This is a genomic window from Streptomyces sp. NPDC051286, from assembly GCF_044455345.1.
Taxonomy (GTDB): Bacteria; Actinomycetota; Actinomycetes; order Streptomycetales; family Streptomycetaceae; genus Streptomyces.
Genome location: NZ_JBITER010000045.1, coordinates 27,973 through 52,383 on the forward strand (window position 1 = coordinate 27,973; position 24,411 = coordinate 52,383).

Below are 24,411 nucleotides of genomic sequence, written 5' to 3' on the forward strand. Positions count from 1 at the left end.
GCGGGCGAATCGGTCCCCACCGCAGCGGCTGGTGAAGACCCGCACGATGTCTGCTGTCACCTTCACCGGTGAAGATCCCCTCGAAGTCCTTACCGTCGACAACCCGCCACTGAACCTCGTGTCCCATAAGACCATGTGCGCGCCGGAGAACGCGCTCATTGCCGCCGCGACGCGAGGGCGAAGGCACAGCTCCTGGCAGCGTCCTGTCCGGCCGAAGCCTCGCGGTGCCGCCCCGGCTCGAAGAACGTGCCCTGCCGACGGTCGCCGCAGTTCAGGGCCCCCGTGCCGCGGGAGCGCGACGGGCGGTCCGGGTGCGTTCCCGATGGGGGACAAACCGGGTGAGAGCCCTGCACATCGAGCGCCATGCCCCGCACGATGGCCCGTTCCATGTCCTGACGTGGCCATGGGGCCCGATCACGGGATCCCGCTCAGGTGGCACCGGGTGAATGATCGAATCGGCGGGCGGTTAGCATATGAGCACCGCCTAGCTCGAAAGATAAGCCTGTGACTGTCAACGAGGACTCGTTCACCAACTGGAAGAACCGCGAGGAGATCGCAGAGTCGATGATCCCGATCATCGGGAAGCTGCACCGGGAGCAGGACGTCACAGTCCTGCTTCACAGCCGCTCCCTGGTGAACAAGTCGGTGGTGAGTATTCTCAAGACCCACCGATTCGCCCGGCAGATCGCCGGTGAGGAACTCTCGGTCACCGAGACGATGCCGTTCCTGCAGGCCCTCACCACGCTCGATCTCGGCCCTTCCCAGATCGACATCGGCATGCTCGCCGCCACGTACAAGGCCGACGACCGCGGTCTCTCGGTGGAGGACTTCACCGCCCAGGCCGTCGCCGGTGCCACGGGCGACAACAAGATGGAACGCCGCGAGGGGCGCGATGTCGTCCTCTACGGCTTCGGCCGCATCGGCCGTCTCGTAGCCCGCCTGCTCATCGAGAAGGCCGGCTCCGGCAACGGCCTGCGGCTGCGCGCCATCGTCGTCCGCCAGGGCGGCGACCAGGACATCGTCAAGCGCGCTTCGCTGCTGCGCCGCGACTCCATCCACGGCCAGTTCCAGGGCACGATCACCGTCGACGAGGCGAACAGCACGATCGTCGCCAACGGCAACGAGATCAAGGTGATCTACGCCAACGACCCGTCCGAGGTCGACTACACGGCGTACGGCATCGACAACGCCATCCTCATCGACAACACCGGCAAGTGGCGCGACCGCGAGGGCCTCTCGAAGCACCTGCGCCCCGGCATCGACAAGGTCGTCCTGACCGCGCCGGGCAAGGGCGACGTCCCCAACATCGTCCACGGCGTCAACCACGACACGATCAAGCCGGACGAGCAGATCCTGTCCTGCGCCTCCTGCACCACGAACGCGATCGTCCCGCCGCTGAAGGCGATGGACGACGAGTACGGCGTCCTGCGCGGCCACGTGGAGACCGTCCACTCGTTCACCAACGACCAGAACCTGCTGGACAACTACCACAAGGCCGACCGTCGCGGCCGCTCGGCGCCGCTCAACATGGTCATCACCGAGACCGGTGCCGCCTCCGCCGTCGCCAAGGCGCTGCCCGACCTCAAGGCGCCGATCACCGGCAGCTCGATCCGCGTTCCGGTACCGGACGTCTCGATCGCGATCCTCAGCCTGCGGCTCGGGCGCGAGACCACCCGCGAGGAGGTCCTCGACTACCTCCGCAACGTGTCGCTGACCTCGCCGCTCAAGCGGCAGATCGACTTCACCACCGCCCCCGATGCGGTCTCCAGCGACTTCATCGGCTCGCGCCACGCCTCGATCGTCGACGCCGGCGCCACCAAGGTCGACGGCGACAACGCGATCCTCTACCTGTGGTACGACAACGAGTTCGGCTACTCCTGCCAGGTCATCCGCGTCGTTCAGCACGTCTCCGGAGTCGAGTACCCGACCTTCCCGGCCCCGGCGGTCTGACCTCGGCGGACTGTCCGGTCCGGTGCCTCGACAGGCGGGGCGGCGGTGGGGCGGCAACCTGGTACCGATCGGCATCAGGTTGCTTTCCCACCGCCGGCCGCCACCGGCAGCGGACTGGGCCGTACGCCCGGTTACCCCCGGGCGGCCCCCGGTCACGACGTACGCCGCTCCGCGCACCTTGCTGACAGCCGGCAGACTCGCCTCCCCCGGACAGGGGCCGGCCAGGCCTCCTGTGCAACTGATGTCGGTACGGGCGGCAAAGCCGCGCCTGGGTGACGAGGCGTTGGTTGCGCCGGATCGGCGGCGACTGCCACCTCCTCTCGGCGTCCGGTGCGTGCGATCGCGAGGCACAGGGTCGCCCTTGTACCGGTCGTGTGTGGGTGATCCCGGCACGGCGGCGAGCGTGTGTGCCGACCGCCGCGGCGCGCGGGTCAGCCGGGCTGCCTGTTCTCCTTGAGCGTGCCCCAGCCGTGCCAGCGGTCGATCTCGATCCAAGCGCTGACCCGGCCGCGGTCCCGCTGCGGGTACGGCGTGCCGAGGTACTGCTGGGCCAGGCGGTCGATGTCGGTGAAGTCCTTGTCCTCACGTACGTCGGCGACGTGCCCGATGATGCTGAGGTGGGTGTACCAGTTCCCCTCGTCGAGCACAGTGAGCGTGACCCGGGGGTCGTTGCGGATGTGTTCGAGCCGCTTGCGGCCCTCATCCATGTTGACCAGGATCCGGCCGTCGCACCAGAGGTACCAGGTGGCCGTGGACACTGGCTGGCCGTCGGCCCGAAGCGTCGCGATGACGGCCGGGTTGGGCTTCTTCAGCATGGCGATCGCGGTCTCGGAAAGCGGTGGCTTCGACACGGAATCTCCTCCTCGGTGATCCATTCCGGGTGATCCATCGGGCTGCGTGTTCACCGTGCCACACCCCGGCGTGCCGAAGGCCTCACGCCCCGTCGGACCGGTCCGCGCGCCGCAGCTTCGGGTCAACGGATGGCATCGCGTCCCGTGCGGCCCGTGCCGAGTACACGAATGGGCTGGTGGCGCAGGGGGTCGAGGCGCGCGCGTCCCGCATCTGAGCTGCCGGGACGGACTCGTCCGGTCGTGCAGGTGGCCCTGGAACACGGGAGGAGTACGACCCATGATCGGAGGCACGAGGAAAGGTGGTAGCAAAGGACGTCCGTACCCCGGGGGATCCGCTGCCTCCCCCGGCGCCGCCAGGCCGCGCCGTGCCTGACCACGTCCCCCCGGAGACCAGTGTGCCCAGCAAGACCACACCCACCGCCTCGGGAACCGTCCCCCGCCAGGGCGCGCCCTCGGGGCGGGCGGCCCACTACCGGGCCGCCCTGCGCCGCACCCCCGTCTCCCTGTGGAACGACGACCTTTCGGACTGGGCTGCCGCCCTGACGTACTACGCCATCCTCGCCCTCCTCCCGGCGCTCCTGGTCACCGTTGCCCTCATCGGCCTGGCCAACCCCCGAGCAACCGACGCGCTGATCGCCGACATCATGGCCTTCGCTCCCGCGGAGTCCGGCGCCGCACTGCGCGAACCCCTGGAGGCCGCGTCCCAGGAACGCGGCCCGGTGTGGCTGCTGGTCGCGACGGGGACCGTCAGCGCCGTGTGGTCCGCTTCCAGCTATCTGGCCGTCTTCCGCCGTGCTCTGCACGCCCTGTACGGCGTCCGCGACACACGGCCCGCGCTGCGCAAGGCGCACATCATCGTGACCACCGCCGTCGGACTGCTTCTGCTGATGATGACCAGCGCATTCGCGCTGGTGCTGACCGGGCCGCCGGCCCACTGGCTGGGACACCGGATGGGTCTCGCACACGCAAGTGACGCGGTCTGGACGCTGCTGAAGTGGCCCCTCCTGATATTTCTTGTGGCCTGTCTGATCACGGTGCTGTTCCGTACCGGCCCGGCGGCGGCCAAGGGGCTGCGGCGGGGGCTGCCCGGCGGAGTGCTCGCCGCGTCCCTGTGGCTCGTGGCATCGGCCGGATTCACCTTGTACGCCACCCACATCGGTTCCTACAGCCGGCTGTACGGATCGCTCGCCGGGCTCGTCATCTTCCTGATCTGGATCTGGTTCACCAATCTCGCTCTGCTGGCCGGGGCCCAGTTCAATGTCGAGCTGGCACGGTCGGTGCAGGAAGCTCGGTAACAGCGTCGCCCTGAGCTTGCTCCGCTTTGACGGACACCATCGCTGTGGTGGTCACGAGCCGCGAGTTCCTACTCCGGTCCGGCATCCAGGGCAAAACTTGCCGGGAGGGGCATGAGCGACCGTACGTTCCCCGACCTACGCCGCTCACCAGGCGACCAGTTCGGCCGCGTCTGCGGTGAAGGCAGCCTGCCCGGCGGCGATCCGTCGGTCCCGCTCGGGGCCGGGACGCATCAACCGGTCGAGTGAGCTGAGCAGCCCGATCGTGTCGGCAGCGTGTTCGGTAAGGCCTGCCGCAGCCATCTCACCGACGCCTTCGGCGCCATGGCCGGGGATCGGCCGGTATCCGACGACCGGTACGCCTGCGGCGAGGGCCTGCACGGCCGTCTGCCCCGCGGCGTTGTCCACCAGGGCGCTCGATGCCGCCATGAGCTCAGGCAGGTCCTCGACCCAGCCCAGCGCCAGGACACCGGGAAGCTTCGCGGCGCGAGTCCGCAGTCGTTCGTCCCTTCCGCACAGCAGCACCGGAAGGTGGCCTGCACCGGCGAGCAGGAGCGCGGTGTCGGTCAGCCCCTGTCCCACGCCCCAGGCACCGGCCGACAGCAGCACGGCAGGCCGGCCGGGGCCACGCCGCGCGAACTCCCGCGCCCAGCGCGACGGCCGCCCGCACGCACGCTCGTGGGCCGCCGCGGCGAAGGCCGGAGGCACGACCGGGCCGCACACCTCCGCCGGGCGTCCGGTCCTGGCACGGACGCGTGCCGCTGCGGCCTCGGTCAGGCACAGGTGCAGGTCGTTGCTGGGGTGGAGCCACTGCCGGTGCACAGCGAAGTCGGTGACCACGACCGTGCTGGGCGGGCAGTCACCGCCCTGGGCCCGCAGCCGCCCTGTGACCTGAGCAGCCTGGTGGAAGGTGGAGACGAGCGCATCCGGGCGCCAGCGCTCGACGACGTCGCGCAGTCGTGGCTCCAGGGCTGCGGCCAGCGGCCCGGTGCCCGGCGCCCAGCCGTTCCGGTCGCGCTGGTCTCCGCGGTCGCGGAAGAATGCCGAGTAGACCGCCGCGTAGGCCCCTGGGCAGTGGCGGAGCGCCGTACGGTATGCGGCGCGCAGCCCGCGCCCGGCGCCGGGGGGCAGTATGTCGAGGAGGTCCACACGTGCGGTCAGGTGGCCGCCGGCCCGCAGCCGCCCGGCCAGTTCGGCGGCCACGGCGTCGTGTCCGGCGCCCATGCTCGCGCTGACGATCAGAATCCGGCGTCCCATTCTTGGATGTTCCTCGCATCGCGGCCGGTGCGCCAACCACGGACGGGCGGGGTTAGGGCGTGTTTCGAAAGTCCCGCCTGGCCCGCCCTGCGGGCGGTCGACGCTCCTTTCGAAGTTCGCCCTGGCCCAGGTGCGGACGAGCGCGATTGCCGGTGCGCTGGTTGCATGAAGGATGACTCGTTACGGGCCGCTACCGGCTGGTGCTTCACCAGGATGTCGGCGGCCCCGGAGGACGGAAGCCCATGCGCAAGAGCCACCCAGCCCACGGCACCCCGGCAACCGGGACCGACGCGACGCGGTCGGTTGCGGCCGGTCCGCCCGCCCCCGGCCCGCGGCCGGTCGTGTTGATCACCGGGGCCTCCTCCGGTATCGGCGCCGAAATCGCGTCACGGCTCGCGGCCGACGGGCGATGGGAACTGCTGCTCAACGGGCGGGACGAGGGCCGGCTCGGCAGTGTCGCCGCCCGCACCGCCGGTGCCGCGCTGCCGATGGACCTGGCCTCCGAGGAGGGCTGCCGCAAACTGGCCGAGGCGGCACTGGCGCACAGCGGAAGAGTTGACGCGCTCGTCGCCGGAGCGGGGCTCGGCTGGGCCGGCGCGTACACCGACATGCCGCCCGCCACAGTGGACCGTCTGGTGAGTGTCAACATCTGCGCCGTACTCCACCTCGTCCGCCTGGTGCTGCCGCAGATGGTGTCCCGCAGGTCGGGCCGGCTGGTACTGATCGGCTCTGTCGCCGGCCGGTTCGGTGTACGGGACGAGGCGGTCTACGCGGCGACGAAGGGCGCACTGATCGCATTCGCGGACAGCCTGCGCTACGAACTCCGGGGCACAGGCGTCCACGTCTGCCTGGTGCTGCCAGGTCCCGTGGACACGCCGTTCTTCACCCGCCGTGGCACCCCGTACACCCGGTCCTGGCCACGGCCGGTACCCGCCGGGCGGGTCGCGGCAGCGGTCGAGAAGGCGCTCGCCGGTGGCCGGGACGAGATCACCGTGCCGCGCTGGCTGGGCGTGCCGGGGCGGCTGCAGGGCGTGGCTCCGCGGCTCTTCCGCAAGCTGGCCATGCGGTTCGGCTGAGCGGGCCGGCAGCGGGCACGCGCGCAGGGTGTGTGACACGTGATCATCGTCTCCGTGGTGCTGGCGCTGCTCGCCGCGCTCGGGAACGCGGCAGCCTCCGTGCTGCAGCGCCGCGCTGCGGCAGCGGACCGGCCCGGCCCCATGGGCAGGCATCGCCTCGGGAGCCTGAGCCTCGTCCGCCGACCGGCCTGGCGCTGGGGTGCGGGACTGCTGCTGGTCTCGGGCCTGGCGCAGGCCCTCGCCCTGGCGACTGGGCCACTGGCTGTGGTGCAGCCAGTGATGACGACGGAGCTGCTGTTCACGTCGGTGCTGGCTGCGGCCGTCTTCCGGCAGCCGCCCGGGGCGCGGACCTGGGGGGCGTTCCTCGGTATGGCGCTGGGCCTGGCGGCCTTCCTCCTACTGGCCAGTCCGACCGGTGGCGTGGACACCGTGCCTCCGAAGAGGTGGCTGCTCAGTGCTGTGCCCACCGTCGCCGTGTCGACCGTGCTGATCATGGTGGGAATGGGGTTGCGGGGCTCCGCCCGTGCGGCGGTACTGGGGTCGGCGACCGCCATCGGCTTCTCCTTCACCGCGGCGCTGATCAAGGACACGCTCGGTTTGCTGTCCGGCGGAGTCGGGGTGCTGTTCACCACGTGGCAGATCTACGCGGCCGTGGCCGTCGGCCTGGGCTCGTTCCTGATGCTGCAAGCCACGTTGCGGGCGGGCTCGCTGGGCGCCTCGCAGCCCGCGCTCACTCTCGGGGACTCATTGCTGAGCGTCATTCTGGGCGTCTTGCTGTTCGAGGAGCAGATCGAACTGGGCTGGCGGGTGCTGCCGGAGGCTGCGGCGCTCGGGCTCATCGCGTTCGCCAGCGTGCATCTGAGCAGTTCCCCCGTGGTCTCCGGAAAGGACGAACAGCGATGGTAGGACGCTCCGCCGCAGGGCGGACGGTGGTGTCATCCGGCGCGGTGGCCGGCGCTCTGGGTGCGGCCGCCGGGGTGGCTGCCGCGTGGCACATGGGGCCCGCCGCCGCCTGGCTGCCGCCCGTACGGAGGATCCTCAGCCCCGCGCTGGACGGCCGCGGTCATCCCTCTCACGTGGCACTGACCTTCGACGACGGGCCGGACCCGGCCAGCACCCCGCACGTCCTGCGCGTCCTGGACGAATACCGGGTGCGAGCCACCTTCTTCGTCGTCGGCGACTCGCTGGAACGTCATCCCGCCCTAGGCCGGGCGCTTGTGGCGGGTGGTCACGAGGTCGCGGTGCACGGCTGGCATCACGAGCGCCCCTGGTTCCCCACACCGTTGCGTGACGTACGGGAGGTAAAGCGAGCCGTCGGCGCGGTACAGCAGATCTGTGGGACCGTCCCGCAGTGGTACCGGCCGCCCTACGGCATCCTCACCGGCGGCCGACTGGCCGCGGCCCGGCGCGCGGGGCTGCGACCGGTGCTGTGGTCGGCCTGGGGCCGGGACTGGACGGCGGACGCCGATGCCCGCTCCGTGAGGGCCTCGGTCCTCGCAGGTCTGACCGGCGGTGCCACCGTGCTGCTGCACGATGCGGACGGATGGAGCGCGCCGGGCGCGTGGCGAGCCACGCTGAATGCGCTGCCCGGCCTGCTCGCCGAGTGCCGTCGACTCGGTCTGAGCGTCGGCCCGCTGGCGGAGCACGGCATCGGACACGTCGAAAACGGCACAAACCTTCGCCGGGCACAACGTCACAGGTGACACGGGATGTGCATCATGCACTTTCCATACATCAACCACTTTACATGCATGATACACATCCATGAGAGAATGGAGAGCGGGCCGCCCGGACGAGAGCGAGAGTGGCCCGGCAACAGGCAGGAGGCGACAGGCGCATGGCCCGGGCAACACACGAAGTCGAGTACGAGCAGATGCTGCTCAGTCGCCACACGTTCTTGAACCAGCGAGGCAAACACCGCAGGGCCGGGGCCCTGGAGCGCAGCGCCTACATCCTGCTCAGCCGCATTCGCGTGCAGGGACCGATGTCCATCGGCGAACTGAGCGACGCCTTCGGACTGGACGCCTCCACCTTGAACCGGCAGACGGCTGCGATGATGCGCACCGGACTCGTGGAGCGCATCCCGGACCCTGACGGCGGAATGGCCCGCAAGTTCCGCATCACCGACGAGGGAGCACGCGTACTCGACATGGAAAGGGAGGGCATCGTCCGCTCCCTGGACCGGGTCATGGTCGATTGGCCGGAAGAAGACATCGCCGCCTTCGCTTCCTGTCTGAGGCGCTTCAACACCGACATCGAACGTCTCGGGGCCCGGCCGTGGCCGCGCCTGTAGACGCGGGCACCTTGAGACAGATGTGGGCTGCGAGGGTCAAAGGGCGATGCCGGTGAGGCTGCCGATCGGGCCCGGGCTCACGCGAGAAGGGGCGATCGTGAACGGCTCCAGCAAATACCGGCGAATTCAGCATGCGTCGCCCGCCCGCGATTCCCCGTCCAGAATCGGACAGGGGATGCCGGCCTCGGCCAAGCCCGGACTTGAGCGTCAGGACGCGCCCTTCTTGGCCGCGTCGAGAATCTTCACCACGGTGTGGAAGTAGCGCGTCGTCGCGTCGCGTCCCAGCGCGCGTTCCTGAAAGCCCTTGGCCGCGGGCGCCTTGCCGTTGATCAGATACCAGATGACAAAGGCGTCGTACTCGGTGCTGCCTATGATCTCCATGTCCTTCTTCGGGGAGATCAGCGGCAGAGCCAGGTCCGGATCGATCCGCTCGGTCGTGAACACCACGCAGCAGCGCATGTCGTGGGTGACCGTGACGTCCTTGAACGGGTCAAGCGTGATCAGCGCCTGCAGTTCCGGGACCGTACGCAGACAGACCGCGACCTCGTAGCCGAGCGTCTCTCCCAGATGGTCACCGATCCGGTCACTGAGCACGGCGCGGTCGGTCTCGCGGGACTCGAAGAAGACGTTCCCGCTCTGGATGTAGCTGCGCACGGAGTCGAATCCCATGTCCGTGAACAGGCTGCGCAAGTACTCCATCTTCACCGAACGGCCCGGCACATTCATCCCGCGCAGGAACGCGATGTACAGCAAATCCAACCACCTGTCCGCAAGAAGGAGGGGAACCTCGGCGTGCGTCCGCCAGCGTAGCGGTGACGGACGGACGGGCGAGCTCGACGACCTCGCGCGGATGGCCGCCGACGGTATCCGCCTGCCCGCCGCCGTGAATGATGCCGCCTGCCACCGGGCCGGCCTTCAGTGCAGGTCGGCCTGCGGCGCGGGAGTGTCGTCGAGGAAGCCGCCCGACTGGTGCTGCCACAGCTTCGCGTAGGCGCCGTCCGACGCGAGCAGCTCCTGGTGCGTGCCCTGCTCGACGATCCGACCGCGGTCCAGGACTACGAGCCGGTCCATCGTGGCGACCGTGCTCAGCCGGTGCGCCACCACGAGCGCCGTTCGCCCGTCCATGAGCCGCCACAGCGCCTCCTGGACGAGGATCTCGCTCTCGGAGTCCAGGGCGCTGGTCGCCTCGTCGAGCAGCAGGATCGGCGCGTCGCGCAGGATCGCCCTGGCGAGGGCGACCCGCTGGCGCTGTCCGCCGGACAGCTTGAGACCGCGCTCACCCACCATGGTGTCGAAGCCGTCCGGCAGCGCGTCGGCGAACTCCGTGACATGCGCCGCCTCGGCCGCGCGGCGGATCTGGGCGTCGGTGGCGTCCGGCCGGGCGAACGCGATGTTGTCCCGCAGCGTGCGGTGGAACATCGCCGGGTCCTGCGGCACGTAGGAGATCAGGCTGCGCACATCGGCCTGACGCAGCGTGCTGATGTCCTGACCGCCGATCAGGATCCGGCCGGCGTCGATGTCCGTCATCCGCAGCAGCAGCCGGGTGAGCGTGGTCTTGCCCCCGCCGGACCGGCCGACAAGGCCGATCTTCGCCCCGCTGTGCACGGCCAGGTCGAGGCGCTCGAAGAGCGGCTCCGCACCCGCGTGGGCGAAGGTCACCTTCTCGAAGCGGACATCGGCGGCCCGGGACAGCAGCGGCTCCGGCGACACCGGGTCGAGCACGGTCGGCGGCGTCAGGAGCAGTTCGGTGAACTGCGCGGCCTCCGTCATCGAACTCTCCAGGCGGCGGTAGATCTGGTTGAACTCGAACATGATCCGCGTCGCGTTGGTGTAGTACGTGAAGGCGACAACGACCGCCTCCACGCCGTGCCCGCCACCGCCGAGAGTAACCGCGAGCAGCAGGCCCAACGCGTTGGTCAGCACGGACATCGGCGCGACCAGCGTGTCGATGCGCAGGTTTCCGTAGTCCCACGACCTCAGCGTGAGCCGCCGTGACTGGGCGACGCGGGACCGGTGCTCGGCAGCCTCGCGCTTCTCGGCGGCGAACGCCCGGACCGTGTCCATGTTCATCAGGCTGTCGGCGACGTGGCCCGACACCCGGGCGATCGCCTCCTCACGCTGGTCGACGAGCAACTGGCGGCGACGGATGAGGGGCGTCACACACAGCGCCGTCAGCGCGATCATCGCCAACAGCCCGACAACGAGCAGCGGTTCGTAGTGCCACAGCACCACGGACCCGAACACCAACGGCACGAAGCTGCCCACGACCGAGAACGTCAGCGTGTCGACGAAATCCTCGAAGCGGGAGGCGAAGCTCAGAACCCGTTTGGTCAGCGAGCCGGCAAAGTTGTCGTGAAAGAACGCGGCGTCCTTGGCGAACAGTTCATCCATGCCGATCACGTACAGGTGCTCGATGCCGAGGGCATCGAGGCGGTTCAGGAAGTGCAGGCCGATACGCCACAGCGTCTCCGCGAGGAGCAGCACGCCGGCGAAGGCAAGTACGTAGGGCAACGTCGAGCCGATGGAGGTACCGGCGTCGCCGGCGATTCGACCGACGAGCTTCGCGACGACCAGCGGCGCGATGTAGGCAATGCCGATATTGCCAAGCGCCGGCAACAGCATCCCGGGCACCGTCAGCCACCGGAGCCTGGCCAACTCCCGGCCGTAGTAACGAAGTGCGAGGAGCACCGAGCCCCTGCCCGGCGCTTCGCGCGATTCAGGCGATCCCATACCAACCCCGTGTGGTCGTGCGGCGGTCCGCCTCGCGCTTCTGTGGGGGTGAGTCCCTTGCGTCAGTGGCCGCGCGGAGCTTCAGTTCGGGTGAGTGCGTCGCTCGGGTCGTCGTGCGACAGGCGGGAAACGGCCGCAGAGCCCCCGCGCAGCTCGTGGCGACGCACATGTGCGAGTACGGGGAGGCCAGGCCCGGAACCTCAGTGTCCCGCGACAGCGCCCGCGGAGTCCAAGCGTTTTTCTCAACCGGCGGCAACCCCGCATACAGGTAACGGCCAGGGGGAGGTTGTAAGACCCCGCCCGCAGCCCTCAGCGCCTCGCCGAGAACGTCACCGCCGCATCGAGACGGCTGATCCGCCTGCCCGGTGTGAAGTTTCATGGGGTGAGTGACCGTCATGTGCGGCCTTGACAAGGATGCTCAGGCACTTGGATTTTGTCAGGTTCCCGCCATGCCGGATTCTGACAGCGCCGACGTCTTTCTCCGGGAAGCGATCTCCGTAGACCCTGGCCCGGCACAGCCGACCGCCCCTCCCGCCCCGCAAGGGCAACAGGCGCGTCGGCTCCAGCCTGTAAACGGAGTTAAGGGGAGCACGTGGACAACCCAAGAGCAACCCGGTACAGACGACTTGCGGCGACGGCGGTGGTCCTGGCCGCTGTCGCCGCGCTGCCCGGCCTGGCAGGTGCCGCCGGGGCTTCGGAGCAGCACACAGGCCTGCGGCAGCCCGCAGCCTCTGCCGACCGGGCCGTCACGACCCGGATCACCCTGGTCACCGGCGACACCATCGATGTCGTCAAGGACGCAGACGGCAAACAGTCGGTGCACATCGCCGGCGCCGAGGGCGCGAGCAAGAGCACCGGCTTCCAGACGATGTCCGGCCCGGACGGGGACCTTTATGTGATCCCCGCGGACGCGATGGACGCCATCGCCTCCGACGCCGTCGACCGTGAGCTGTTCAATGTCACCCGGCTCATCAGGGACGGCTACGCCGACTCCCGCAGTGACAGCCTGCCGGTGATCGTCGGCTATGCGGACAAGCCGTCGGACGCCACCCTCAAGGCGCGCGCCGACAAGCTGCCCGCCGCCGACCCCGGTGCGCTGCTGGAGACCGTCGACATGGCGGGCGTGAAGATCAACAAGAAGGACGCCGAAGACTTCTGGCGGTCCGTCAAGCCGGTCTCCAAGGCGCCCCGGCACGGCAGAACGGTCACCGCCCCGAACGCATCGAAGGTCTCCCGCCTGTGGTACGACGGGAAGGTCCAGGCGTCCCTCGACAAGAGCGTGCCGCAGATCGGCGCTCCCGAGGCATGGGCGAAGGGTGTGGACGGCAAGGGCGTCAAGGTCGCCGTCCTCGACACCGGCGTGGACCTGGGCAACGCCGACGTCAAGGGCAGGCTGACAGCCACTCAGAGCTTTGTGCCGGGCGTCGCCACGGTCCAGGACGGACACGGCCACGGTACCCATGTCGCCTCCACCATCGTGGGCAGCGGCGCCAACTCGGGCGGCAAGTACAAGGGTGTGGCCCCCGGCGCCGACCTCCTCGTGGGCAAGGTGCTCGCAGACCAGAACGGCGGCCAGCAGTCGTGGATCATCAACGGCATGGAGTGGGCCGCGGCCCAGGGCGCCGATGTGGTGAACATGAGCCTCGGCGGCGCCGCGAGCAGCCCCAGTGATCCGATGACGCAGACGGTGGACCGGCTGTCGGCGACCACCGGCACCCTGTTCGTCATCTCCGCCGGCAACTCCGGCCCCGGCGAGAGCACCGTCGGCAGTCCCGGCACGGCCGACTCCGCGCTCACCGTGGGCGCGGTCGACAAGGCCGAAGTCCTCGCCGAATTCTCCAGCCGCGGCCCGCGCGTCGGCGACAGGGCCATCAAGCCCGAGATCACCGCACCGGGCGTCGGCATCGTCGCGGCCCGCGCCGCCGGCACCTCCATGGGCGCGCCCGTCGACGCGAACTACACCGCGGCCAGCGGCACGTCGATGGCGGCTCCGCATGTCGCGGGCGCCGCCGCCCTGCTGGCCCAGCGCCACCCGGACTGGACCGGCCGGCGCATCAAGGCCGCACTCGTCACGCATGCCAAGCCCAGCAGCGACTACTCCGTCTACCAGCAGGGCAACGGCCGGGTGGATGTCCCCGCCGCGCTCGACCCGGCGCTGGAGCTGTCCGGTACGGCCGACTTCGGGCTGGTCGAGTGGCAGCCGGGGACGTACGAGAAGGAAACCCGTACCGTCACCGTCACCAACACCACGGACACTGCCACCACCGTGACCCCCGCTATCAGCGGGAACATCCCGCAGGGCGCGGTCACCGTCCCGGGACCGGTCGAGGTGGCTGCGGGCGCCAGCGCCGAGATCACCGTCACCCTCGACCCGAACCTCGCTCCGACCGGTCTGACCTACGGCACCGTCACCCTGACCAGCGCGTCGGGCGCCACCGCCCACACCGCCGTCGGCCTGGACAAGCAGCTCGAACAGCGCAAGCTCACCGTCCACTTCAAGGACCGCAAGGGCCAGACGCCCAGCAGTTTCTTCTACAGCCTCATGGACCTGAGCACCCGCAGTATCAAGTACGGGGGCGGCTCCAACAAAGGGAAGGCCGAACTGAGCCTGCCCGTGGGTCGCTACAGCATGATGGGTTCGATGAACACCCAGACCAGCGGGGACAACTTCACGAACTACGCCATCGATCTCTACGCCCTTCCGACGATCGACCTCACCTCCCATGACGCCGAGCTGACCGTCGACGGCACCACAGCCACCGACTTCAAGCTGGACGTGCGCGACGAGGAGCGGCCCCTGGAGACCGCGGACTACGCGCACACCCTCACCCGCTCGAGGGAGGGGGACACGGGCTTGCCGCAGGGCTGGGGCGTGGCGTACATAGCCTTCAGTGAGCAGCACGCGGGCGCCATCCCGGTCGAGGCACCGAAGAAGGGTGACGGCGAGCTGTGGGCCTCGTTCTACCAGTCACGCCGCGAGCCGCTGATCCGGGCGTCGGTGACCCGGCCGGACTCGTATGCACTGACGCCCATCCCCACCGACTATCTCAACCGGTTCGACGGCCACGGCCGCTATGACGTCGTGGACGTCGGCGCCGGAACCGAGGAGGACCTGGCGGGACTCGACCTCAAGGGCAAGGCGGCCCTTCTGCACCGGGACAAATCCTTCGGCAACAACCCGGTGCTCCAGCGCGTGGAGGCGGCCGGCGCCGCCGCGATCGTCCTCGTTCCCACCGTCGACGAGACCCTCAGCGTGTACGTCGACGGGGTGAACGTGCCGTACTTCGGCGTCAACTACGACGAAGGCGTGAGGCTCACCGCCGCTGTCGCGGCCGGCCGGACCACGATCGACGTCCGGAGCATCAAGGAGTCGCGCTACCAGTACGCGGGCCACTACGCCTGGAACACCGGTATCCCGGCGAACCTGTCGACCCCGAGCAAGAAGGAGGACTACGCCAAGGTCCGCAACTCGTTCCACAGCGACGGCGCCGGAAAGACATCCTCTTACAGGATGGACTCCTCGGGTCCGGCCCCCTGGAACGGCGGCCGGTTCTCGCGCAGTATCCAGCTGGGCACCGAACGCGACGACTACATGCTGGCCCGTCCGGACATCACCTACCGGGCCCAGGTCAGTTCCTCCAGCAGCCGCGGGTCAATGATGATGCTCGAGTCGGCGCGCAGCTACAAGCCCGGGACCTCGGCCACCGCGCACTGGTTTGCGCCCGTGCAGCATCCGTCCGTCGCACCCAGCTTCGCCTGCTCGTTCTGCCGTTCCGACGTGGGCACCACCTTCGCTCCGGCTCTCGGCGGTGACAGCGACCCGACACACTTCACGAGTTCCGGTGTGAACCGGACCTGGGCGTACTACCGCAACGGCGAGCAGATCACCGGCACCTCCGGGATCTTCGTGCCGGAGAAGGCCGACTACACCTTTGTCTCCACCGACACCCATGCCGACAGCACAGTGAAGCTCGGCGGCAAGGCCGTCACCGAGTACGGCTTCACTTCCGAGGCGCCGACGTCGATGGAGGCACCCGACTGCAAGGCGGTCATCCCCCAGGCGACCGCCTGCGAGACACTGCCCGTCGTCCAGCTCCACTACCGGATGAAGGCCTCCCTGCTCAACGAGGTGGCCGCGGGCAGCCACTCCACGATCACCGTGGACGCCTCCCGCGCGAAGGGCTTCACCGGCGACAGCCGGATGGCCGGGGCGAAGTTCTCCGTCAGCTACGACGACGGCGCCACCTGGAAGAGCGTCGACGTCGACCGCACCGACGACAACTCGTTCAAGGCCCGGTTCACCAACGCCGAACTGTCCGACTCGAACGGCTACGTCAGCACCAAGGCCGAGGTCTGGGACGAGGCGGGCAACCGCACGGTCCAGACCGTCACCCGGGCGTACGCGCTGAAGTAACGCAACATGCCCACAGCGGGGCGCCGCACGGGAACTCCCGCGCGGCGCCCTTCGCGCCACTGGCACCATCGCATGAGCCGCATCCTGGCCGAGCCGCGCGACCGCACCCGGGCGGCTGCGTACGAGTCGGGCCCGACCGTGCCGCGTGGGGTGGGAACCCGTCTCTGAGCACCCGAGATTGCCGTATCCCGGCAACCAGGCGCAGGTATGACGCTGCCGCACCCCGGCCTGTTACCTGATCAGTGGTGTGTGGCTCAATGCTCCCGGAGCGACGGGGGGACAACGGAAATGGCTGTGCAGACGGCGGAGCAGTTGGGGTCGGCCCGGTCCGGGAAAGCGTGGCTGCGTGCGGTGGCCTGGGCGCTGCTCGGACTGGTGTTGCTGGCGGTCTCGGTGGCCCCGAGCATTCCGGTCCCCGAACGGATCGCCGATGAGAGAGCCTTCCTGGATGCACAGCCGTGCGGCAGCGGGGAGGCAGCAGGGGGCACGGCAGGCTGCCTGCACACGATCCGTGGGACGGCTCTCTCCGCCGAGCGCGTCAAGAGCGGCAAAGCGACGGTGTTCCGCGTGCAGTTGCGGGCTCCTGTTCCGGCCCCCGCCGATCGGCCGATGCACCTCGATTCGCACGGCGAGTTGTCGGAGCTCATCAAGCCGGGGGACGAGGTGGAGGTCACCACCTGGCGGAATGTCCAGGTCGCCGTCAGCCACGACGGGGTGAGCGAGACGCTCCCCGGACTGCCGGACGAGAAGGCCACCATGCTCGTCGGGCTCACGCTGGCCGGTGTCTGGCTAGCGATCCTGGGCTTCATCGCCGCGTTCGGCAGCGCCCGGCGGGCCCGCTGCCTTGCCACCGGCCGCCCCTTCCCACCGCCGGTCCGATTCAGTCTGGCGAAGTGCGTGGGCGTGGTGGCCGCATCGCTCGCCGCGGGGTTCGTCGCCGGCAGTATCTGGGACGCCTGGACGGCAGTGGTGATGACGGTGGCCTTCTGGGCACTGATCGCGCTCCCGGCCACGATCGCGGCCCTGCTCTGGGACCGCGATCAGTCTCGCACCTCATTGGCCGCCGCTCAGCTTGGCGCTGAGCACGGCCGGGCCAACTAGGGCCTGTTCTGAGTTCCCCGCCTGCGCCCCGACGCCCGGCACGCACGCTCGCCGCACGGCGCACGCACCGACCACCGCTGCGCCCGTGCTTCGCGCGGACGACGGGGAACTCAGAACAGGCCCTAAAGCACTGGGGACTCCTGTTCGGCCTTGGCATCGGAGAGCCGTAAGGCGCTTCGATGCTCACTGACCGCCCCGAAACGCGCCGCGCGTGCGGCGGACCCGTCGGAGCACGCCCGCAGTGCATCGCGCCCGGTCCCGTCCCGGTCGGCCCAGGTCACAGTTGGGGCCGCAGCCGGGGTCACAGTCCTGGGAACCGCCGCATATGTCGGTCACAGAAGGCGCGCAGGCCGTCGACCAGAGCGTGGATGGAGGAGCGGGCGTAGTGGGAGGCGTCCCAGCCCGCGTACAGGGGGACGGTCAGCGGGCCGTCTGGCGTGTCCACGATCAGTTCCTCGAGACCGAAGCGGGCGCCGTCGGTGACCAGGCAGACCCCTCGGCCCGCCGCGGCCAGCGCCTGGGCGAAGGCCGAGGAGCCGGTCTCGGTGACACCCGCAGGGGTGAGGCCCGTCCGGCTGACAGCCTCGTCGACAACCAGCCGGGCCGCGTTGGAACGAGTCATCAGGATCAGCGGCTCGGTGACCAGCTCGGCGAGGGTGATCGCGGTGCGTCCGCTCCAGGGGTGATCGGCGGGAACCTGGGCGATGACGGGAGTGCGGCCCAGGAACGCCGTTTCCAGCGGGGCCGGGGCCGGGGTGGTGGAGAGACCGAGGTCGGCGTCGCTGCGCATCAGCGTGTCGAAGACCTTGTTCGGCTCCTCCTGGATGGCGTCGCGGAGGGCGGGCCCGGCGGCGGCGCCCGCCATGAACGGGGCCAGGAGGTACGCGACCGTGGAGGGGGCAGCGACCACGGTGAGCGCCGCCCCCTCCCCCCGGCCGACGGCGACCATCGTCTCGGCAGCCTGCTCGGCGCGGCGCACCAGGTCCTGGGCGATGGGGCGGAAGCGCCGGCCGGCAGCGTTCAGGGTCAGCGAACCGGGGCGGCGAGCAAACAGAGAGACACCCAAGTCCCTTTCCAGAGCACTCAGTTGGCGAGAAAGGGAGGGCTGGGCGATATGCACCTGGCGGGCCGCGGCGGTGACCGACTCGGTCTCGGCGACGGCGAGGAAATAGCGCAGCACCCGTAGTTCCATGACGACCTCCCGGACGCCTCGCGAGGTGCCATGCCTCAAAGGCATGGGAATGTTAGCAATCAAGTATTAGACGGCATGGGTGGCCGAATTCAAACTGTGACTGTCCTGTTCACCGTCCTGACACCTTCACCGAAGGCCTCCCCGCCCGATCCTCTCGCACCGTCCGGCGGCCCCTTCACCGAAGTCTGCATGTCCCCGCCGGAGGATCCATGAACGTCCCACGCCCTGCCGCTGCCGCCGGGAGAACCCGTGCTTCGCGCCAGGCCCGCCGCGCCGGTCTCGCCTCGTTCGTCGGCACCACCATCGAGTGGTACGACTTCTACATCTACGGAACGGCGTCCGCGCTGGTCTTCGGAAAGCTGTTCTTCCCCGACGTGTCGCCCGCCGCGGGTGTGCTCGCCTCCTTCGCGACGTTCTGGGTCGGCTTTCTCGCCCGGCCGCTCGGCGGGATCATCTTCGGCCACTTCGGCGACCGCATGGGCCGCAAGGGCACCCTGGTCACCACACTGCTGCTGATGGGCGCCGCCACCTTCCTCGTCGGAGTACTGCCCACCCACGCGCAGATCGGGGTCGCCGCGCCGGTGCTGCTGGCGCTGCTGCGCGCCGTCCAGGGCATCGCCGTGGGCGGCGAATGGGGCGGCGCGGTGCTGATGGCGTCCGAGAGCGCACCGAAGGGCCGGAGTTCCTTCTTCGCCATGCTGGTGCAGCAGGGCTCCCCGGCGGGGGCGATCCTGTCCACGCTGGTCTTCCTCGCCGCGGGCACCCTGGACGACGCGGCCTTCCTGTCGTGGGGCTGGCGCGTGCCGTTCCTGCTGTCGGGACTGCTCGTCGTGGTCGGCCTCGTGATCCGCCTGAAGGTCGAGGAATCGGACGACTTCGAGCGTGTGAGGGAGAGCGGCGACGTGGTGAAGCTGCCGATCGCCGAGGTGCTGCGCACCGCCTGGCGGACCGTGCTGCTCGGCATCGGCGCCTCGATCATGGGTATCTCCGCCGCGTACTTCACCAACACGTTCGTGCTCTCCTGGACCACCAATGAGCTGCACATGGACCGGCAGACGATGCTGTACATCCTCCTGGCGCTCTCGGTGGTGCAGTTCACCTGGCAGCCGATCGCCGCGCTGATCTCCGAGCGGGTGGGCGAGGCCCGGTTCATGGTGTGTTCGCTGCTGGCCAACGCCGTCGCCGCCGTCCCGATGTTCCTGCTGATCAACACCGCGCGGCCGGTCCTTGTCTTCTGCGGCATCGCGCTCGCCACGATCAGCGGCTCCGGGTACTACGCCGTCCTCGCCGGCTTCCTCGCCCGCGCCTTCCCCTCCCGGGTCCGCTACACCGGCATCTCGCTCTCGTACCAGCTGTGCTCGACCCTCATCGGCGGTACGACCCCGCTGGTGGCCCAGTCCCTGCTGACGTCCGGCGGCGGCTCCGTCTGGCCCGTGGCCGGGTTCTACACGGTCCTGCTGCTGGTCACCACGGCGTGCGTCGCCGCTCTCGCCCGGCTCACCGAACGGCGCGCGCCTCAGGAGCGGCCCGTCCCGGCAGCCGTCTGACCTCCACCGCACCAGACCTTCGGTGGCGCCGCGCTGCCTTCCCGGCCGCGGCGGCCGCCGGACCCCATCCCCCAAGGAGTTGACCATCGTGCGCCTCGACGCCGTGTTCCACAATGGACGGTTCACCACCCTCGACCCGGACCGCCCCACGGCTCGCTCCATCGGCGTCCTGGGCGGCCGGATCGCCGCCTTCGACGAAGAACTGCGGGGCTGCACCGCCGACATGGTCGTCGACCTCGGCGGGGCGCACGCCGTGCCCGGCTTCAACGACGCGCACCACCACCTGAGCATGGTCGGCAAGGGGCTGCGCGAGCTGGACGTCTCGTACGCCGCCGCGCCCGGCCTCGACGCGGTGTACCGGGCCGTGGCGGAGCGGGCCGCGACGCTGCCGGCCGACGCCTGGGTGCTGGGCGCGGGCTACGACCAGAACAAGATCGGCGCCCATCCGACGGCCGAGGCGCTCGACCGGGCAGCCCAGGGCCGTCCGGTCTGGCTGGTGCACACCTCGCACCACATGGCCGTGGCCAGTACGGAGGCGTTCGCCCGGGCCGGGTTCACCGATCTCAGCACCGTGCCCGAGGTGCCCGGCGGCATGGTCGTGCGTGGCGCGGACGGGCGCGCGGAGGGCCTGCTCCAGGAGACCGCGATGCAACTGGTCGAGCGAGTGCTCCGGCCGGCGCCCGCCGAGGAGTGGATCGCGAACATCGCCGCCGGGTCAGAGGCTGCCCTCGCGGTCGGCCTGACCAGCGCGACCGAGCCGGGCATCGGTGTGACCGACGGCATCGGCAACGGGCCCGCCGACCTGGACGCCTTCATGCGGGCACGGGAACGGGGCCAGCTCGGCGTCCGGATGACGGTCATGCCGTACATCACCGCACTGCGCAACTGCGGCGTCTTCGAACCGGGCGCCAGGTGGTACGGCCTCGACCTCGGTCTGCGCACCGGCTTCGGCGACGAGTGGCTGCGCATCGGGCCGACGAAGATCCTCTCGGACGGTTCGCTGATCGGCCGTTCGGCCGCGATGTGCTGCGACTACCACGACTCCCCCGGCAACAGCGGGTTGCTCCAGTACGAGCGCGAACAGATCCGCCGGTACATCGTCGAGGCGCACCGCTGCGGCTGGCAGGTCGCCACGCACGCCATCGGGGACGCCGCCCTGGACATCGTCTTGGATGCGTACGAGGAGGCGGGGCGGCTGTATCCGCGCGCCGATGTGCGTCACCGGATCGAGCACGCGGCGGTGACGAGCGACGCGCAGGTCGCCCGGATCGCGGCGCAGGGCCTGATCCCGGTACCGCAGGGCCGGTTCCTGTCGGAGACCGGTGACGGCCTGCTGGCGGCACTCGGCCCCGTTCGGGGCCAACTGGCCTACCGGATGCGGTCTTTCCTGGACGCGGGCGTAGTGCTGCCCGGCTCCTCGGATGCCCCCGTGGTCGCCGGCGACCCGCTGCTGAGCATCCACGACATGGTGAACCGGCGCACCGCCTCCGGCATGCCGATCGGCCCGCACGAGGCGGTGACGGCGCAGGAGGCACTGCGCGCGTACACGGTCGGCTCGGCCCATGCCGTCCACGAGGAGCACATCAAGGGAACCCTCACCCGGGGCATGCTCGCCGACTTCGTGGTCCTCAGCGACGACCTGCTGGGGGTGGCCCCCGAACGCATAAGGGAGCTGACCGTGGGGGCGACCGTCGTCGGCGGACGAGTCGCCCACGACTCGGGGGCGCTGAAAGTCTCCGCGGCAGAGGAATCCTAGAAGGGATCACCGCCTTCGGACTGGTGTTCACATCCGGAGAGTCGGGCCTTGGGGCGGGGCGGTCCATGCCTCGGGGTGCGGTGGAGTGGAGTCGGGTGGCAGGGTGACCGTGACGACCAGGCCACCGCCTTCGTGAGGGCGGGCTGTGGCGTCGCCGCCGTGGGCGCGGACGATCGAGCGGACGATGGACAGGCCGAGGCCCGCTCCCTTGGCGGTGACCAGACGTTCGTTGCCCAGGCGGCGGAAGGGCTCGAAGAGGGCCGGAATCTCGTACGCAGGCACCACGGGGCCGGTGTTCGCGACGTCGATCTCGATCCTGCCGTCGTCGCGGGTGCGGCTGGCCACCCGTACCCAGCCGCCGTGGCCAAAGTTGTGCCGAATGCCGTTCTCCACCAGGTTCTGGACGAGTCGTTCGAGCAGCAGGGCATCGCCGGCGGTGACCGCCTCGTGCGCCTCTTCGTGCAGGGTGACCCCGGCCTGCTGCGCCTCCGGGGCCGTCTGCGTCACCACATGGGCGACCACGTCGGCCAGATCGACCGGACGCCGCTCGATGACCTCGTTCTCCGAAGTGGCCAGCAGCAGCAGGCCGTCGATCAGCTGCTCATGCCGGGCGTTGATCTGCAGCAGGTCTTCGCCGAGCCGCTTGACGTCCTGCGAGGCGGTCCTGCGGTGCATGGCCATCTCGACCAGGGCGCGGCCCAGGGTCAAAGGTGTGCGTAATTCGTGGGAGGCGTTGGCCACGAAGCGCCGCTGGCCGTCGAAGGAGCGGTCGAGGCGTTCGACCATGGTGTCGAAGGCGTTGGCGAGGTCCTTGACCTCGTCGTCGGGGCCACGCAGGGAGATGCGTTCGTGCAGCCCGCGGTCGGCGACCGGAGCGGCGGCGATACGCCGGGCGGTGTCGGTGACCCGGTGCAGCGGGGCCAGGACACGGCCGGCGATGAGCCAGCCGAATCCCGCAGCGACACTGCCGACGACGGCGAGTGCGATGCCGCCCTGGGTGATCAGGGAGGTGGTCGCGGCGTCGCGCAGCTTGTCCTCCTGGGCCTTCATCCACTTCCCCGGATCGCTGCCGATGCGTACGGCGCCGTCGGCAGGAGGCAAGACGGTGGCGGGCGGGGTGGCCGGGCTGCGACCGCTGAAGACCTTGGGGCCCTGCGGGCTCAGCTGCTGACTGAACAGGACATAGGTGACACCGAGCAGGACCACCCCCGCGGCGAGGAACATACCGCTGTAGATCAGGGTGAGCCGGCCTCGCAGGGTGATGCGGCGCGGCAGCAGTTTCCGGGGCTTCAGGGGTTTCACGGGCTCTCCGGGCGTCATGGGATGCGGTACCCCACCCCGGTGACGGTCTCGACGACGGGCGGGTCTCCCAGCTTGCGGCGCAGTTTGAGGACGGTGAGGCGGACCGCACCGGTGAACGGGTCGGCGTGCTCGTCCCACACCTTCTCCAGCAGATGCTCGGCGGAGACCACGGCCCCGTCCGCGCGCAGCAGCTCGGCCAGTACGGCGAACTCCTTCCGTGCAAGCGGAACGTACCGCCCGTCCCGGAAGACCTCATGGCGCGCCGGATCCAAGGTGATTCCCGAGCGGCTCAGGACCGGCGGCACCGCGGGGCGGCTGCGCCGCCCCAGGGCCAGGACGCGGGCGGCGAGTTCGGGGAAGGCGAAGGGCTTGGTGAGGTAGTCGTCAGCGCCGAGACCGAGCCCGACGACCCGGTCGGTGACGTCCGCGGCGGCGGTCAGCATCAGCACCCGCGAGGACGCCCCGTTCGCGACGAGCCGGCGGCAGACCTCGTCGCCGTGGACCAGAGGCAGGTCCCGGTCCAGGACGACGACGTCGTAGGCATGGACGTCCGTGCGTTCCAGGGCGGCGGCGCCGTCGTGTGCGACGTCGACGGCGTGGGCCTCCTGACGCAGCCATTCCGCGATCGTGTCGGCGAGGACCGGCTCGTCCTCCACCACCAGCACCCGCATACGTCCCCTGCCCTTCTCCTCGGTGTACGGACCGTCCGACGTTCACAACAGCCCATGGTGCGGGTCGGGTTGTTTCCTTTTCGTCAGGAAACAACAAGGAAACGCGCCACCGTCTTCCATTCCCTTCCAGACCGGCACTGCAGCCGGCCGCGACGAAGAGGAGACGACGACGTGCGCACATTCAACCGCAGCGTGCTTGCGGCACTGCCGCTCGCCCTGGCCCTGGTGCTGACCGGATGCGGTTCCGATGACGGCGGCGCCAAGGTGGCCTCGGCCGACGGAAACAAGAAAGACAGCAGGAGCGAGGGCAGCCAGACCGACAAGGAAAAGCAGGAGTCGGGCGTGAAGTTCGCCCGGTGCATGCGGGAGAACGGCGTGGACATGGAGGACCCGCAGCCCGGTAAGCCCATGCGTGTGATGGGGGACGGCAGCACCGACCTGAACAAGGCCATGCAGGCATGCCGCAAGTACATGCCCCAGGGAGGCCCCGGCTCCCCCAACGAGGACCCCAAGGCCCAGGAGCAGATGCGGAAGTACGCGCAGTGCATGCGCAAGAACGGCGTGGAGAACTTCCCCGACCCCGGGGACGGCGGCATGCGGCTCGACAACTCGATCACCGGGGACCCGGACTTCAAGAAGGCCGACAAGGCGTGCCAGGACATCATCAAGCGACTGCGCAACGGCAACGTGCAGAAGAAGGAGCAGGGATGAGCGAGCCCGCAGCCGCCACTGCGGCGGACCAGCCGTCGCCCGGAACGGAAGAGGCACCCCGCCGGAAGCGACGGGGCGGGAAGATCGCCGCCACCACCGCCCTCCTCGTGGTCGCCACAGGTGGGGCAGCGGCCGCGGGCCTCGGCCTGGGCGGCGGGGGGGGGGCGGGGGGGGGGCGCCCCCCCGCCCGCCCCCCCCCCCCCCCCACGCCCCCCCCCCCCCCCCCCAAACCCCCCCCCCCCGCGCCCCCGGCCTCGCGCAGAGCAAC

The 24,411-nt window shown here is 69.9% G+C and carries 18 protein-coding genes; 11 read left to right on the forward strand and 7 right to left on the reverse strand.

Features of this window, described 5'->3' with window-relative positions:
• Positions 1-504 precede the first annotated feature (504 nt).
• Positions 505-1,950, forward strand: a complete 1,446-nt coding sequence (locus ACIBB8_RS30795; RefSeq protein WP_398957671.1) for a glyceraldehyde-3-phosphate dehydrogenase — start codon at positions 505-507, stop codon at positions 1,948-1,950.
• A gap of 431 nt (positions 1,951-2,381) precedes the next feature.
• Here ACIBB8_RS30795 and ACIBB8_RS30800 read toward each other — a convergent pair whose 3' ends face one another.
• The gene (locus tag ACIBB8_RS30800) at positions 2,382-2,801 is read right to left on the reverse strand and encodes a PPOX class F420-dependent oxidoreductase (protein WP_398957673.1); all 420 of its coding nucleotides are present in this window, start codon (positions 2,799-2,801) and stop codon (positions 2,382-2,384) included.
• Positions 2,802-3,196: 395 nt separating this feature from the next.
• On the opposite strand from ACIBB8_RS30800, the gene ACIBB8_RS30805 reads away from it, so the two are divergent.
• Positions 3,197-4,096: a YihY/virulence factor BrkB family protein gene (locus ACIBB8_RS30805; protein ID WP_398957675.1), complete on the forward strand. Its 900-nt coding sequence runs from the start codon at positions 3,197-3,199 to the stop codon at positions 4,094-4,096.
• Between the two features lie 144 nt (positions 4,097-4,240).
• On the opposite strand, the gene ACIBB8_RS30810 is transcribed toward ACIBB8_RS30805, so the two are convergent.
• The gene (locus ACIBB8_RS30810; protein ID WP_398957677.1) at positions 4,241-5,350 is read right to left on the reverse strand and encodes a galactosyldiacylglycerol synthase; all 1,110 of its coding nucleotides are present in this window, start codon (positions 5,348-5,350) and stop codon (positions 4,241-4,243) included.
• Between the two features lie 242 nt (positions 5,351-5,592).
• On the opposite strand from ACIBB8_RS30810, the gene ACIBB8_RS30815 reads away from it, so the two are divergent.
• The 4 genes from ACIBB8_RS30815 to ACIBB8_RS30830 all read left to right on the forward strand — a co-directional run bounded on the left by ACIBB8_RS30815 (position 5,593) and on the right by ACIBB8_RS30830 (position 8,719).
• Positions 5,593-6,426, forward strand: coding sequence for an SDR family NAD(P)-dependent oxidoreductase (locus tag ACIBB8_RS30815; protein ID WP_398957679.1), 834 nt, complete (start codon positions 5,593-5,595; stop codon positions 6,424-6,426).
• Positions 6,427-6,465: 39 nt separating this feature from the next.
• Positions 6,466-7,332, forward strand: a complete 867-nt coding sequence (locus ACIBB8_RS30820; protein WP_398957681.1) for a DMT family transporter — start codon at positions 6,466-6,468, stop codon at positions 7,330-7,332.
• A complete protein-coding gene (locus tag ACIBB8_RS30825; RefSeq protein ID WP_398957683.1) occupies positions 7,326-8,129 on the forward strand; it encodes a polysaccharide deacetylase family protein in 804 nt (267 codons plus the stop codon). Before ACIBB8_RS30820 ends, ACIBB8_RS30825 begins: the two co-directional genes overlap by 7 nt.
• 134 nt (positions 8,130-8,263) lie before the next feature.
• Positions 8,264-8,719, forward strand: coding sequence for a MarR family winged helix-turn-helix transcriptional regulator (locus ACIBB8_RS30830; RefSeq protein ID WP_398957686.1), 456 nt, complete (start codon positions 8,264-8,266; stop codon positions 8,717-8,719).
• Positions 8,720-8,926: 207 nt separating this feature from the next.
• Here the strand turns inward: ACIBB8_RS30830 and ACIBB8_RS30835 are convergent, their stop codons facing one another.
• A complete protein-coding gene (locus tag ACIBB8_RS30835; RefSeq protein WP_398957688.1) occupies positions 8,927-9,472 on the reverse strand; it encodes a DUF1697 domain-containing protein in 546 nt (181 codons plus the stop codon).
• Positions 9,473-9,634: 162 nt separating this feature from the next.
• A complete protein-coding gene (locus tag ACIBB8_RS30840) occupies positions 9,635-11,449 on the reverse strand; it encodes an ABC transporter ATP-binding protein (RefSeq protein ID WP_398957690.1) in 1,815 nt (604 codons plus the stop codon).
• A gap of 592 nt (positions 11,450-12,041) precedes the next feature.
• Between ACIBB8_RS30840 and ACIBB8_RS30845 the strand changes: the two genes are divergently transcribed.
• Positions 12,042-15,863, forward strand: a complete 3,822-nt coding sequence (locus ACIBB8_RS30845) for a S8 family serine peptidase (protein WP_398957692.1) — start codon at positions 12,042-12,044, stop codon at positions 15,861-15,863.
• A 288-nt stretch (positions 15,864-16,151) separates the two neighbouring features.
• Positions 16,152-16,964, forward strand: a complete 813-nt coding sequence (locus ACIBB8_RS30850; protein WP_398957694.1) for a hypothetical protein — start codon at positions 16,152-16,154, stop codon at positions 16,962-16,964.
• Positions 16,965-17,265: 301 nt separating this feature from the next.
• Here the strand turns inward: ACIBB8_RS30850 and ACIBB8_RS30855 are convergent, their stop codons facing one another.
• A complete protein-coding gene (locus ACIBB8_RS30855) occupies positions 17,266-18,156 on the reverse strand; it encodes a LysR substrate-binding domain-containing protein (protein WP_398957696.1) in 891 nt (296 codons plus the stop codon).
• 209 nt (positions 18,157-18,365) lie between these two features.
• On the opposite strand from ACIBB8_RS30855, the gene ACIBB8_RS30860 reads away from it, so the two are divergent.
• Positions 18,366-19,703 carry an MFS transporter gene (locus ACIBB8_RS30860; RefSeq protein ID WP_366691737.1) on the forward strand — a complete coding sequence of 446 codons (1,338 nt, stop codon included), beginning with the start codon at positions 18,366-18,368 and terminating at the stop codon, positions 19,701-19,703.
• A gap of 88 nt (positions 19,704-19,791) precedes the next feature.
• Positions 19,792-21,459, forward strand: coding sequence for an amidohydrolase (locus tag ACIBB8_RS30865; RefSeq protein ID WP_398957699.1), 1,668 nt, complete (start codon positions 19,792-19,794; stop codon positions 21,457-21,459).
• 27 nt (positions 21,460-21,486) lie between these two features.
• On the opposite strand, the gene ACIBB8_RS30870 is transcribed toward ACIBB8_RS30865, so the two are convergent.
• Positions 21,487-22,779: a sensor histidine kinase gene (locus tag ACIBB8_RS30870; RefSeq protein ID WP_398957701.1), complete on the reverse strand. Its 1,293-nt coding sequence runs from the start codon at positions 22,777-22,779 to the stop codon at positions 21,487-21,489.
• Positions 22,776-23,432 carry a response regulator transcription factor gene (locus ACIBB8_RS30875; protein WP_366691739.1) on the reverse strand — a complete coding sequence of 219 codons (657 nt, stop codon included), beginning with the start codon at positions 23,430-23,432 and terminating at the stop codon, positions 22,776-22,778. Before ACIBB8_RS30875 ends, ACIBB8_RS30870 begins: the two co-directional genes overlap by 4 nt.
• Before the next feature lie 171 nt (positions 23,433-23,603).
• Here ACIBB8_RS30875 and ACIBB8_RS30880 point away from each other — a divergent pair, with 171 nt between their 5' ends.
• On the forward strand, positions 23,604-24,143 hold the full coding sequence (locus ACIBB8_RS30880) for a hypothetical protein (RefSeq protein WP_398957704.1): 540 nt from the start codon (positions 23,604-23,606) through the stop codon (positions 24,141-24,143).
• The last annotated feature ends 268 nt before the right edge of the window (positions 24,144-24,411 follow it).